This window comes from Sulfitobacter indolifex (assembly GCF_022788655.1).
GTDB classification, from domain to species: Bacteria; Pseudomonadota; Alphaproteobacteria; order Rhodobacterales; family Rhodobacteraceae; genus Sulfitobacter; species Sulfitobacter indolifex.
Genome location: NZ_CP084951.1, coordinates 2,277,802 through 2,290,420 on the forward strand (window position 1 = coordinate 2,277,802; position 12,619 = coordinate 2,290,420).

At 59.5% G+C, this 12,619-nt stretch carries 16 protein-coding genes and 1 rRNA gene; 8 read left to right on the forward strand and 9 right to left on the reverse strand.

The genetic code is table 11. The features are described 5' to 3' along the window. The first annotated feature begins 266 nt into the window (after positions 1–266). Complete coding sequence (locus DSM14862_RS11080; protein ID WP_007120501.1) at positions 267–1,244, forward strand: response regulator; 978 nt, start codon at positions 267–269, stop codon at positions 1,242–1,244. Between the two features lie 73 nt (positions 1,245–1,317). On the opposite strand, the gene DSM14862_RS11085 is transcribed toward DSM14862_RS11080, so the two are convergent. Both DSM14862_RS11085 and DSM14862_RS11090 read right to left on the reverse strand, forming a co-directional pair. Continuing rightward, entirely contained in the window at positions 1,318–1,686 is a 369-nt protein-coding gene (locus DSM14862_RS11085; RefSeq protein WP_007120502.1) for a hypothetical protein, read from the reverse strand. Position 1,687: 1 nt separating this feature from the next. Then, positions 1,688–1,927 carry an Lrp/AsnC family transcriptional regulator gene (locus DSM14862_RS11090; protein WP_007120503.1) on the reverse strand — a complete coding sequence of 80 codons (240 nt, stop codon included), beginning with the start codon at positions 1,925–1,927 and terminating at the stop codon, positions 1,688–1,690. Between the two features lie 160 nt (positions 1,928–2,087). On the opposite strand from DSM14862_RS11090, the gene hisB reads away from it, so the two are divergent. Together hisB and hisH are read left to right on the forward strand one after the other, a co-directional pair. After that, entirely contained in the window at positions 2,088–2,675 is a 588-nt protein-coding gene (gene hisB / locus DSM14862_RS11095) for an imidazoleglycerol-phosphate dehydratase HisB (protein ID WP_007120504.1), read from the forward strand. A gap of 4 nt (positions 2,676–2,679) precedes the next feature. Next, positions 2,680–3,318 (forward strand): imidazole glycerol phosphate synthase subunit HisH, encoded by a 639-nt coding sequence (gene hisH, locus DSM14862_RS11100; RefSeq protein ID WP_007120505.1) that lies wholly within the window; start codon positions 2,680–2,682, stop codon positions 3,316–3,318. A 174-nt stretch (positions 3,319–3,492) separates the two neighbouring features. Here the strand turns inward: hisH and DSM14862_RS11105 are convergent, their stop codons facing one another. Then, positions 3,493–3,882, reverse strand: a complete 390-nt coding sequence (locus tag DSM14862_RS11105; RefSeq protein WP_040701575.1) for a DUF2147 domain-containing protein — start codon at positions 3,880–3,882, stop codon at positions 3,493–3,495. Between the two features lie 129 nt (positions 3,883–4,011). Here DSM14862_RS11105 and hisA point away from each other — a divergent pair, with 129 nt between their 5' ends. Genes hisA through DSM14862_RS11120 form a run of 3 tightly spaced genes read left to right on the forward strand, consistent with a single transcriptional unit; the run spans position 4,012 to position 5,801 of the window. Further along, positions 4,012–4,731: a 1-(5-phosphoribosyl)-5-[(5-phosphoribosylamino)methylideneamino]imidazole-4-carboxamide isomerase gene (gene hisA / locus DSM14862_RS11110; RefSeq protein ID WP_007120507.1), complete on the forward strand. Its 720-nt coding sequence runs from the start codon at positions 4,012–4,014 to the stop codon at positions 4,729–4,731. A 3-nt stretch (positions 4,732–4,734) separates the two neighbouring features. Further along, a complete protein-coding gene (gene hisF, locus DSM14862_RS11115) occupies positions 4,735–5,496 on the forward strand; it encodes an imidazole glycerol phosphate synthase subunit HisF (protein ID WP_007120508.1) in 762 nt (253 codons plus the stop codon). Further along, positions 5,493–5,801, forward strand: coding sequence for a phosphoribosyl-ATP diphosphatase (locus DSM14862_RS11120; RefSeq protein ID WP_007120509.1), 309 nt, complete (start codon positions 5,493–5,495; stop codon positions 5,799–5,801). The genes hisF and DSM14862_RS11120 overlap by 4 nt, the downstream gene beginning before the upstream one ends. Here DSM14862_RS11120 and DSM14862_RS11125 read toward each other — a convergent pair whose 3' ends face one another. Further along, positions 5,802–6,215, reverse strand: coding sequence for a CoA-binding protein (locus DSM14862_RS11125; protein ID WP_007120510.1), 414 nt, complete (start codon positions 6,213–6,215; stop codon positions 5,802–5,804). It abuts the gene before it with no gap. 179 nt (positions 6,216–6,394) lie between these two features. On the opposite strand from DSM14862_RS11125, the gene DSM14862_RS11130 reads away from it, so the two are divergent. Both DSM14862_RS11130 and DSM14862_RS11135 read left to right on the forward strand, forming a co-directional pair. Continuing rightward, complete coding sequence (locus tag DSM14862_RS11130) at positions 6,395–7,669, forward strand: acyl-CoA dehydrogenase family protein (RefSeq protein WP_007120511.1); 1,275 nt, start codon at positions 6,395–6,397, stop codon at positions 7,667–7,669. Position 7,670: 1 nt separating this feature from the next. Next, entirely contained in the window at positions 7,671–8,447 is a 777-nt protein-coding gene (locus DSM14862_RS11135) for an SDR family oxidoreductase (protein WP_007120512.1), read from the forward strand. A gap of 9 nt (positions 8,448–8,456) precedes the next feature. On the opposite strand, the gene DSM14862_RS11140 is transcribed toward DSM14862_RS11135, so the two are convergent. The 5 genes from DSM14862_RS11140 to rrf form a co-directional block, all read right to left on the reverse strand. Next, positions 8,457–9,332 (reverse strand): acyl-CoA thioesterase, encoded by an 876-nt coding sequence (locus DSM14862_RS11140; RefSeq protein WP_007120513.1) that lies wholly within the window; start codon positions 9,330–9,332, stop codon positions 8,457–8,459. 85 nt (positions 9,333–9,417) lie between these two features. Next, positions 9,418–10,452: a phosphotransferase family protein gene (locus DSM14862_RS11145; RefSeq protein WP_007120514.1), complete on the reverse strand. Its 1,035-nt coding sequence runs from the start codon at positions 10,450–10,452 to the stop codon at positions 9,418–9,420. Continuing rightward, entirely contained in the window at positions 10,449–11,441 is a 993-nt protein-coding gene (locus tag DSM14862_RS11150) for an NAD(P)H-dependent flavin oxidoreductase (RefSeq protein ID WP_007120515.1), read from the reverse strand. Before DSM14862_RS11150 ends, DSM14862_RS11145 begins: the two co-directional genes overlap by 4 nt. Positions 11,442–11,471: 30 nt before the next feature. Next, a complete protein-coding gene (locus tag DSM14862_RS11155; RefSeq protein WP_007120516.1) occupies positions 11,472–12,293 on the reverse strand; it encodes an SDR family oxidoreductase in 822 nt (273 codons plus the stop codon). 197 nt (positions 12,294–12,490) lie between these two features. Then, positions 12,491–12,605 (reverse strand): 5S ribosomal RNA (gene rrf, locus DSM14862_RS11160). Positions 12,606–12,619 lie beyond the last annotated feature (14 nt).

Sequence of the window (12,619 nt, forward strand, 5' to 3'; positions counted from 1 at the left end):
CATCTATTAACGCCCCCCTCGACCTGCAATTTCTCCAAATACGCGCCGAATTGGCACTCGTAATGCGGGAAAGACGGGCTGTTGGTCTATTCTCTCCTAGGGATTCAGTGGTTTCGCAAAACGTCAAAATATGGTTAATGAATTTGGTCACGCCACAAGCTATTGGTGCAGCAGCGTCACAATTTCGCCGGGTTTATGCGACTAAATGTAAACAGAGTGTGAAGACATCCGGACTGCCCGTCTGCCCCACGAAAGAGGTGCCAAAAATGAAAATCCTTGCCGTTGACGATGACCCATTTATTCGCGAGTTGCTGCCCGTCGTATTCCGCGAGGCTGACTATCCACACTTAACGCTTGCTGATTCCGGTGCTGCTGCTTTGGAATTACTTGCAACGACCAAAGAGCAATTTGACTGCCTGCTCTTGGACATTGAGATGCCCGAGATGGACGGCATCACACTGTGCCGCCACATACGCGCCTTGGATGCCTATCAAGACACGCCGATCCTGATGGTGACCTCGCGTTCTGATGCAACCGCGATTGAGCGTGCCTTTGCCGCGGGTGCCAATGACTATGTGACCAAGCCTTTTGACGTGAAAGACATCGCAACCCGTGTGCATATCGCTGAACGAATGCTTGAAAACACGCAACGCGCGCCGCGTCTCGACCCTCATCAATTACCGACGGGAGGCGAGCCCGGCACCCATGAATTTGAACTAACTGACCCGGTGCATATCGGCAGGGTCGAGCAGTTGGTGCTGCCTTTCTCACTAGGCAATTACCTGTCGCAACTCTCACGACAACACATTGATATGTGCCAAGTTTTTGCAACCAAGATCGAACATATCGACGAGCTTTTCGCGACGTGCAATACCCGCGAATTCGCCCGCGCCATTGCCGCATCCGCCGAGGCGGTTGCCCGAGTGGTCGATTGCCCGCAATTGCTGATGACACATAATGGGTCCGGCACGCTTCTTTGCATCGTGACAGGCGACAGCCTGCCCGCATGGCCCGAGATCGAGATTTTGGTCCAAGGCGAGCTGGACGCTATGGACCTGCGCCACGATGATAACAGCCCAATGTCGGTCATGCTTTCCGTGGGCGGCCCGATTCAGCCTAACGCCAGCCGCACCCAGCGGGTAAGAAAGACATTTGACCGTGCCATCCGCAGGGTCACGACGCGCCAAAAGGTCAAACTAGACAGCTCGCCCTCCCAAAAACCCTCCGTATCTGCGGCGCACTAGCTCTTTTCACAGATCGCATACTAAAAAACCCGCCGTCAGGCGGGTTTACCCATTCCAGCCTATTCTACGCAGTTCAATTGATAGGGAATTGCACCAAACACCGCTCAGCAATGCGGCGATAATCCTCAAGCGTATCCGGCACGCTGCGCCGGTCGCGCATTATCTCCATCGCCGCGCGCTTCTGCGCCCACGTGCCATCAACGTGGCGATCAAGGATGCGAACGGTGATGCCTAACATCACGTTTTTCTCTCCCTCTCCAATCATCTCAGCCGCCGATAATGCCACAGCGGTCAGCGCCAGGGTGTTAGCACAGCGCAGCGCTGCGGCCTCACGCCCCTCATAAATATGCGGCGCGGCCGTCGCGACACTCGGCGTGCTTAAAAGCGCAACGGTTGAAAGGGCGCAGACCGATACGGGCAGTAAAGAGATAACGCGCCACACCTTAAAATACCTTGAAGGTCATCGTCGTCAGGGAACGCTCAATCCCCTCAATGTCCAACAGGTTGTCGTTGATATAAACGCCCACATCCTCTCCCTTGGGGATATAAAGCTTCATCAGCAGATCATATTCGCCGGAGGTCGAATAGAGCTCGGAATGGATTTCGCGCAGGGCAATCTCCTCGGCCACCCGATAGGTCGTGCCCGGTCGGCAGCGGATCTGGATGAATACGCAGGTGGTCATGGCGCGCCTCTTTCTGGGATTTGGTTCAAGCTGACATATGGGCCCTGCCCCCGCAATCCCCGATCGCGCGGGCACAAGGGAAAGGCAAGGCACCGCTTGGGCTTGGCGTGGCGGCATGCCCTGCTATAAGAGCGCTGCAATTGCTTTTCGGAGATGCCCCATGCGTCGCAGCACCCTGACCCGCACCACCGCCGAGACTGACATCACGGTCGAGATCAATCTCGACGGCACTGGTACCTATGACAATGAAACCGGCGTGGGCTTTTTTGACCATATGCTTGACCAATTGTCGCGCCACTCGCTGATTGACATCAAGGTACGCGCCAAGGGCGATCTGCACATCGATGATCACCACACGGTCGAAGATGTGGGCATCACGTTGGGCCAAGCGCTGACCCAAGCGCTCGGCGACAAACGCGGCATCCGCCGCTATGGGTCTTGCCTGCTGGCCATGGACGACGCGCAGATCCGCTGCGCGCTCGACCTATCGGCGCGCCCCTTCCTGATCTGGAATGTTGATTTCCCAACCAGCAGCATAGGCACCTTCGACACCGAACTGGTACGCGAGTTCTTCCAAGCGCTCAGCACCCACGGCGGCATTACGCTGCACGTCGATGCACTCCACGGTTTCAACAGCCACCACATCGCCGAGGCGGCCTTTAAATCCGTCGCCCGCGCCCTGCGCGAAGCGGTCGAGACCGACCCCCGCAAAGCAGACGCCATCCCCTCCACCAAAGGCGCATTGTGATCAGATGCTGACAGCAATTATCGACTACGAGTCCGGCAACCTGCACTCGGCGCACAAAGCCTTTGAACGCATGGCGCGTGAAAATAACGCAGGTGAGGTCACGGTTACGGCAGATGCCGATGTTGTGGCCCGCGCCGACCGTTTGGTGCTGCCCGGCGATGGCGCGTTCCCTGCCTGTATGGCAGCCCTTAAGGGCGCTGGCGGCCTCTATGATGCGATGGTCGAAGCGGTCGAAGAAAAAGGCCGCCCCTTCCTTGGCATCTGCGTGGGCATGCAGCTGATGGCAAGCTTGGGCCGCGAGTACAAAGACACACCCGGCTTGGGCTGGATCGGAGGAGAGGTGACTAAAATCACCCCTGCTGACTCCAAGCTTAAAGTGCCACATATGGGCTGGAACGACCTGGTGATCGACCATGACCACGCCGTTTTTGACGGGCTAAAGACCGGCGATCATACTTATTTCGTTCACAGCTATCATATGGCCGTGGCAGATCCGGCCGAACGGCTTGCGCACGTCAACTATGGCGGTGATGTCACAGCGATCATCGGCCGTGATACGATGTTGGGAATGCAGTTTCATCCAGAGAAAAGCCAGACTACCGGCCTGCGGCTGATCTCGAACTTTCTGACTTGGGCCCCCTAACAACCGCCGCGCCTGCTGCGCCGTCGGACGGTATTTAAGAAAGGATGAAGGGAAAAGCCCCCCATCTTCATCCTTTTACAAATACCGCTGCGTCGCGCTTCATCCATAGGCAACGCAAAAATGGCGCGATGATCTCTCTCCGCGCCATTTTATCTCTTTTACTTTTAGCAAGAGTTACTTGATGCGCGCCCAAGTCTGCTTGGAACAGATCAGCCCGCCTGCAATGCAGCCTGAAAGCTTAAGGGAATCGCCTGCAACGTCCATCTTGCCGATGTAGATTTTGCCATTCGACGGGCGCCAAACTTTGCCTGCATATTTGCCGCCGCCTTCAGGCTTCATGTCGATCACCAGCGTTTTGCCGATGTTGGGCGACTTGTATTCGCCGCTGTCGTTGAAGGTACGTGCGATGGTACCGCAGACCGCGCCGCCACAGGGGGCCATTTTTACATGGGCATAGGCGCCGTCATCTACTTGGGTCTGCCAAGTCCCGACTGCGGGGCCTGCCGCATAGGCGGCACCGGTTAGGCCAAGGCCCAAAAGGCCCGCTGCAATAAACTGTTTCATGATCTCTCCTCCCGATCTGGCTTTACTGTTATCCATCACTTTGTTTCGGGCAAGATTGACCTTGGGTCGCGTTGCAAAATCCGTAATGACGTGCAAAAGGAAACCAATGTTCAAAACAAGGGCCCGGCCATGATCCTCTACCCCGCCATCGATCTCAAAGACGGTCAGGCTGTGCGCCTTGTGCATGGTGACATGGACCGTGCCACCGTCTTTAACGACGATCCCGCAGCACAGGCACTTAGCTTCGTAGACGCGGGCTGCGAGTGGCTGCATTTGGTTGATCTCAATGGCGCCTTTGCCGGGACACCGGTGAATGCAGCCCCGGTTGAGGCGATCCTGAAGGCCTGCAAGGTGCCGGCACAATTGGGCGGCGGCATTCGCGATATGGCGACCATTGAGAGCTGGCTCGATAAAGGTCTGGCGCGGGTGATCCTTGGCACCGTGGCCGTGGAAAACCCCGATCTGGTGCGTGAGGCTGCCGCCGCTTTCCCCGGTCATGTGGCCGTTGGGATTGACGCGCGAAACGGGCGTGTTGCGACCAAAGGTTGGGCGACAGAGACCGATGTTATGGCCACTGACCTTGCCAAATCCTTTGAAGACGCAGGCGTGGCGGCGATCATCTATACCGACATCAATCGTGATGGCGCGATGGGCGGGCCGAATGTCAGCGCCACCGCCGATCTGGCGCGGGCCGTGTCGATCCCGGTGATTGCCTCCGGTGGGGTGTCCTCGCTCGATGATCTGGCAGCACTGCGTGATACAGGCGTGATCGAGGGCGCGATCTCGGGCCGGGCGCTTTATGATGGGGCGATTGATCTGGCGGCTGCCATGCAAATGTTGAAGGGCTGAGCCATGCTGAAGACCCGCATTATCCCCTGTCTTGACGTGGCCGATGGGCGCGTGGTGAAAGGCGTGAATTTTGTTGGCCTGCGGGATGCGGGTGATCCGGTTGATGCTGCGATTGCCTATGATGCGGCAGGGGCGGATGAGCTGTGTTTCCTTGATATTCACGCCACCCATGAGAACCGTGGGACGATGTTTGATTTGGTCACGCGCACGGCAGAGCATTGTTATATCCCTCTGACCGTGGGTGGCGGTGTTCGCACCGTTGCGGATGTGCGCGCCTTGCTGCTTGCCGGGGCGGATAAGGTCAGCTTCAACTCTGCCGCTGTGGCCAACCCGGATGTGATTGCCGAAGCCGCGGATCATTTCGGCAGCCAATGCATTGTCTGCGCCATTGATGCCAAAACCGTCAGCCCCGGCAAATGGGAGATTTTCACCCATGGCGGGCGCAAGCCCACGGGCATTGATGCGGTGGAGTTTGCGCAACTGGTCGCAGAGAAGGGCGCGGGGGAAATCCTGCTGACTTCGATGGACCGCGACGGTACCAAACAAGGGTTCAACCTGCCGCTGACCCGTGCGATTTCGGATGCGGTTTCGGTGCCGGTGATCGCCTCGGGCGGGGTTGGCAACTTGGATCACCTCGTTGACGGGGTGATTGAGGGCGGCGCTTCTGCGGTGCTGGCGGCATCCATCTTTCACTTCGGCGAATATACCGTACAGGAGGCCAAGCAACATATGGCCGCCGCGGGCATTCCAATGAGGCTTTCATGACGCTTGATGATCTTTACGCCACCATCCTGAGCCGCAAAGAAGCTGACCCTTCAAGCAGTTGGACTGCGCAGTTGCTGGCTAAAGGGCCGGAAAAATGTGCTGAGAAGTTTGGCGAGGAAGCGGTCGAGGCCATCATCGAGGCGGTGAAAAACGACCGCGCTGGCCTCACCTCTGAGGCTGCCGATGTTCTGTATCATCTGTTGGTCATGCTCGCGGCGCGCGACGTGCCGCTGAGTGATGTGCTGGATGAATTGGCACGCCGCCAGTCGACCTCGGGCATCGCCGAGAAGGCCGCGCGCACGTAATTACCCGAGCAGGCGCGGGATTTCGACCTTGGGGCAGCGGTCTTGGATCACATCCACGCCGCGCGCTTCGGCCTTGGCCGCTGCTTCGGCATTGGTGATCCCCATCTGCATCCAGATCGTTTCCAGATCGGGGAAAGCTGCAAGTGCCTCATCGACCACGGGGGGCACATCCTCGGAGCGGCGGAAGATGTCGACCATTTGCACCGGCGGGTCGATCTCGGCCAATGTTGCGACGATGGTTTTGCCGAAGACCTCTTTGCCCGCATGGACCGGGTTTACCGGCACCACGTCATAGCCTTTTTCCGCAAGATATTCAGCGACATAGTGGCTGGGCCGCGCCGGGTTGGGGGACACGCCGACCACCGCAATGCGGCGGGTGCGGGTGAGGACGTCTTTGATCAATGCATCTGTCATGAAGCAAACCTAAGCGTTTGCGCCTAGGTTTCAATGCCGTTGTGACGCCGCGTAAAGCGCGGCACATCCCCCCGCCCGCGATTGGCAAGCCTGCGGTGATTGCATAGGCTCCCGCTTAACAGACCCGTCGCGCGGAGGAGCGGGGCGGCATCTCATACCATCATCACCGGGAGCACAGGATGATCGATCAGACCTTGGACATGAACAATCTCGAAATGTCGGAGAAGGCCAAGCCGCTTCTGGCCGCTGTTACCAAGCACATCCGCGAGAATGTCGATCCGATCACCGAGGAATTCTTTCGGCTTGGCGAAGGCCGCGCCGACCGTTGGTCCTATGCACCCGGTCAGTTGGAACTGCTCGACGGGGCCAAGCAAAAGGCGCGTGAGGCGGGGTTGTGGAACTTCTTTCTGCCGAATGCCGAGACGGGCGAAGGGCTGGCGAACCTTGATTATGCCTATATCGCCGCTGAACTGGGCAAAAGCCCGCTGGCGCCTGAGACCCTGAACTGCTCTGCCCCCGATACTGGGAATATGGAGGTTCTGGAACGCGTCGGCACGGCTGAACAAAAGGAGCAATGGTTAAAGCCCCTGCTCGCGGGCGAAATCCGTTCGGCTTTTGCGATGACTGAGCCTGATGTGGCCTCTTCTGATGCACGGAATATTTCGACCAGCGCGGTTTTGGATGGCGACGATTGGGTCATCAACGGCGAGAAATTCTATATCTCCGGTGCGGGTGATCCGCGCTGTAAGATTATGATTGTTATGGTAAAAACCTCGCCCGAGGCGGAGACGTTCCGGCAGCAGAGCCAGATCCTTGTGCCGATGGACACGCCGGGCGTCGAGATCCTCGGCCCGATGCATGTTTTCGGTCACGACGACGCGCCGCATGGGCATATGCACATCCGCTTTACCGACGTTCGCGTGCCCCGTGAAAACGTGCTTTGGGGCGAAGGGCGCGGGTTTGAGATCAGTCAGGTACGGCTGGGGCCCGGTCGGATTCACCACTGCATGCGCTCAATTGGGTCAGCAGAAAAGGCGCTGGACCTGATGATAGAACGGGGGCTGGGGCGCGAGGCCTTTGGCAAGAAGATCATCGACCTTGGCAAGAACATGGAAACCATCAGCCGCGCGCGGATCGACATTGAAGCGATGCGGCTCATGGTGCTGAAGGCCGCCAAAGCGATGGATGTGCTGGGCAACAAAGAGGCGCGCATCTGGGTCAGCATGATCAAGGCACTGGTGCCGGAAAAGGCCTGCGAGATCATTGACGCCTCGATGCAGGTGCATGGTGCCACGGGGATGAGCCAGTGGAGCCCATTGTCGGGCATGTACACATGGCAGCGTGCGCTGCGCTTTGCCGATGGGCCGGACGAGGTGCACCATCAGGTGATCGCGCGGGCCGAGGTGAAGGCGTTTCAGGCGTCGAACACGCGCGGCACGAAGAGCGACAGCTGACGTGGAGCTGCAAGGGCGCGTCATTGTTATCACCGGTGCTGCCAGCGGCATCGGGCGGGCCTTGGCGCTGCGCTTTGCGCAGGAGGCGCCTGCGCATATCGTCTGCGTAGATATCGACGGCGCCGGGACCGAAGCGACGGCGGCCAAGGTTGGCGGCACGGCGTTTCGCGTCGATGTCTCCAGTGAGGCTGAGATCGCGACGCTGATCGCAGAGGTCGAGCGTGATATCGGGCCGATTGATCTGTTCTGCTCCAACGCTGGTATTTCAATCGAGGGCGGTGTCGAGGTACCGGATGCGGACTGGCAGCGCATCTGGGAAATCAACGTGATGAGCCATGTGCGCGCAGCGCGGCATCTGGTGCCGCTGATGCGTGCGCGGGGCGGTGGGTATTTGTTGAATACGGCCTCGGCAGCGGGGCTGCTTAATCAGGTTGGGGCCGCGCCCTATGGGGTCACGAAACACGCCGCCGTTGGCCTCGCTGAATGGTTGGCGATGACCTATGGCGATGATGGGATCAAGGTTTCGGTGCTTTGCCCTCAGGCGGTACGGACCGAGATGATGCGCGGGCTGGAAGATCATGTCGCCGCGATTGACGGCATGCTGGAGCCGGAGCCCGTGGCCGAAGCCTGCGTGCAGGCGATCCGCGATGAGGTGTTTCTGGTGCTGCCGCATCCGCAGGTACGTGACTATATACAAGGCAAGGCGCGGGACTATGACCGCTGGATCGGCGGGATGCGCAAATTAAACCGGCGGTTTGGGACACCCGACGCGACGTAGCCTCAGGCCTTAGCTTTCGCTTTTCGGACGTATCGGGCGCAGCAGCCCTTCTTGCGCCACGCTTGCCACCAACTGCCCGTTCTGATTGTAAATCATCCCGCGATTAAACCCGCGCGCGCCACCGGTAAAGGGCGCATCCAGTGCGTAAAGATGCCATTCATCGAACCGGATCGGCGCATGAAACCACATGGCGTGGTCAAGGCTCGCCGTCATCACCTTGCCCTGAAACCACGTCAGCCCATGGGGCCGCAAGGAGGAGCCCAGCAGGTTCATATCAGAGGCATAGGCCAAAAGCGCGTGCTGCATCACCGGCCCCTGCCCCTCGGCCGCGGCCATGCGAAACCACAGGTAGTTGCGGTCGCCGACCTTTTCGGGTGTCATGAAATCGCGCGGTTCAACCTCGCGAATTTCAATGGGTCGCTCACGCAGGAAATCACTGCGGTATTTTTCTGGCAGCTTCTCGGCAAAGGCCTCGCGCAGCTCAGGCCGGTCAGGCCAATTTTCAGGTGCAGAGACCTGCGGCATCTCATGCTGCCAATCGAACCCTTCCTCCTCCACCTGAAAAGATGCGGAAAGGTTCAGGATCTGTTTGCCATGCTGGATCGCCACCACCCGTCGGGTTGTGAAACTGCCCCCATCGCGGGCGCGGTCGACCTGATAGATCACGGGTATTTTCGGGTCACCGGGCCGGATGAAATAGGCGTGCAGCGAGTGGCATGTGCGCTCCGGCACCGTGCGATAAGCCGCCATCAGCGCCTGCGCGATCACATGGCCGCCAAAGATCCGCATTGAGGTCTCACCCCCGGCACCCGTGCCCCGAAACAGATCGACCTCAAGCTGTTCGATGTCCAGCAGGTCAAGCAATTGCCGCGCAGCAGTGGTCATGGGTCATCCTTTCGGGCCGGGGTGTTCCGACCCTAGCAACAGGTTTTCGCGCCGAAGCTCAAGCACCAATAAGCCGCTGCCCCGCTCAAGCGTCGCGATCGAGCGCCTCCAGCCCGTGGCGTGCAAAAACCGGGACGTATTGCCCTAATTTCAGGCCATATTCGGGGTTCGACGCGTTACCATCCAACGCGCGTTTCAACACGCCTTGGATGATCGCCGCCATGCGGAAGAAACAAAAGGCGAGGTAATAGCCGAAGCTATCGATCCCCTTCAGCCCGCGCCGGCGGCAATAGGCGGCGATAAACTCCGCATCCGTCGGCAGACCAAGCGCCTTGCGGTCCACCCCGGCCAAGCCGCGCCCCTCTGCGCCCACGGGCATCTGCCATTGCATGATAACAGCAGCGAGATCGGCAAAGGGGTGGCCTATGGTCGAAAGCTCCCAATCCAAAACCGCGCGGCAAGCGGTGCCATGAGTGTCAAAGATCATATTGTCGATGCGGTAATCGCCATGCACCAGCGTGCGCTGCCCGTCGTCCTCGGGTAACTCTTCGACCAGACGCTGCATCAGCGCATCCATATCAGGCTGGGGTTCCGTCTCGGACGCCCGGTATTGCTTTGACCAACGCCCGACCTGCCGCTCGAAATAGTTGCCGGGGGGGCCGTAATCTGACAACCCCACTGAGTCGATATCGACCTCATGCAACGCAGCCAGCACGCCGTTCATCTCATCCACCACCGCGCCGCGATCGGCCGGGGTCAGTTCCGGCAGGGTTGGGTCATTGAAATTGCGGCCCGGCACATGGTCCATCACATAGAACATCGAGCCGATGACGCTTTCATCCTCGCAGAGCAGATACATCCGCGCGACCGGCACCTCACTGTCGGCCAATGCCCTCTGCACCCGAAACTCCCTGTCGACTGCATGGGCAGATTTCAGCAGCGTTCCCGGAGGCTTGCGGCGCAGAACGTAGTCATGTGCAGGGGTCGAAAGCAGGAAGGTGGGGTTCGACTGCCCCGCCTGAAATTTGGTCACCTCAAGCGGCCCGGCAAAGCCCGGCAGGTTCTCTTCCAGCCAACGGCAGACCGCCGCCTCGTCAAATGTTTGCGTGTCCGTGCTCATTGCGAAAACTCCGCGGCCAGTCGGGCACCGGCGGCGCGGTATTCCGCTTCGATCCGATCCACCAGTTCAGCCACCCCGCCGATCTGCTTGACCGCACCAATGCCCTGCCCTGCGCCCCAGATTTCCTTCCATGCCTTAGGCTTGGAGGACCCGGAGCCAAAGTTCATCGAAGAGGCGTCCGCAGAGGGCAGATTGTCAGGGTCCAGCCCCGCCGCCACAATCGAAGGCCGCAGATAGTTGCCCGACACCCCGGTGAAGAGCGACGAGGTCACGATGTCATCCGCCCCGCCCGAAACGATCATGTCTTTGTAACCGGGCACGGCATTGGCTTCCTGCGTGGCGATGAAAGCCGAGCCCATATAGCCCAAATCCGCCCCCATGGCCCGCGCCGCCAAAAGTCCCTCGCCGGTGGCCAAAGCCCCCGAGAGCAGAAGCGGGCCATTGAACCATTCACGGATTTCACGGATCAGCGCAAAGGGCGACTGCGGCCCCGCGTGCCCCCCGGCCCCGGCGGCCACGGCGATCAGCCCATCCGCGCCTTTCTCAATCGCCTTGCGGGCGAAGCGGTTGTTGATGATGTCATGCAGCACCACACCGCCACAGGAATGCGCGGCCTCATTCACCTCCACCCGTGCACCAAGCGAAGTGATCCAAATCGGCACTTTATGTTTTACACAAATCTCAAGGTCACGCTCCAACCGCGCGTTGGAGCGGTGCACAATCTGGTTCACCGCAAAGGGCGCCGCAGGCCGATCGGGGTTCTCTTGATTATGCTTATCCAGAGCTTCGGTGATCTGGCGCAGCCATGCGTCGAGCAGCGGCGGCTCGCCCTCCGCCTCCCGCGCGTTCAGCGCCGGGAACGACCCGACGATGCCTGCCTTACACTGCGCAATGACCAGTTCCGGACCCGACAGGATGAACATGGGCGATGCGACCAGCGGCAGGCGCAGACCGCGCAGGGCTTGGGGTAAATGGCTGTCGTCACGCATGGGCGCTCTCCGGCTGAATTTTCGTATTTGTCATGACAATGCCCTTTCAAAGATATTCGGGCCTGACATCACGTTGATGCCACCACTGACCGGGATCACCGCCCCGGTAACATAGGCCCCGCCTCGCCCGCATAGGAACAGCATGCAGCCCGCGATATCCTCATCTCGGCCAACGCGGCCAAGCGGCACGTCTTGGCCCACGGCGTTGCGAGTTGCCTCATCCTGCGTGGCAAAGGCGGTCATCCGCGACACAAACGGCCCCGGTGCCAGCGCGTTCACGGTGATCCCCTCCCCGGCCAATTCCTTAGCGAGAATTTTACTCAAGTGGATCACAGCCGCTTTGGACGCGGCATAGCTATAGGCCCCGTCCCCCATTTCGCGCTCACCCATGACCGAGCCGACGTTTACAACCCGTGCAGGATCATCTGTCGTGGCCCCGGCCCGCAGAAGGGGCAGCAACTTTTGCGTCAGGTCAAAGAGACCAGCAACATTCACGCCCATGACTTTGTCCCATGCAGCAAAGGGGAATTGCCCCAGCGGTGCGCCCCAAGTCACACCGGCGTTGTTCATCAGAATATGCAGCCGATCGCAGCGCGCCTGAACTTGCGCGACCAGCGCATCGACGCCCTCTTCGCTGCCGACATCTCCGGCGAAACCTTCGGCACTGCCGCGCGCGCTAAGTGCGTTCAACTCTGCCGCCACCGCTTCGCAGGCCTCTCCCGTCCGGCTGGCCAGCAAAACCCGCGCGCCAGCCCGCACCAAGGCCTCTGCCGCCATGCGCCCAATCCCCGTGGCGCCGCCGGTGATCAGCGCGGTTTTCCCCTCCAGCCCAAAGATTGTGTCAATATCCATGTTTTGCCTCCCAGCAACGCCTTGGCGCCACTGTGACAGGGCATTGGGCAGGGTCAAGCGGATGGCAGGCCGCTGGCTGCGTAACCGGGCGTCATATCGCGATCCCCCCCAAACGCAAAACCGCCGCTGCAAGTATTGCAGCGGCGGTTTTGTATTTGTGTCATCGTTGAGAGATACTGATGTGAGGAACTTATTAGGTTTGGCGATGACCTACTCTCCCACGTCTTAAGACGCAGTACCATCGGCGCTACGGCACTTAACGGCTGGGTTCGGGATGGGACCAGGTGTTTTGCTCGCGCTATGATCACCAAACCAAATAAATTCCT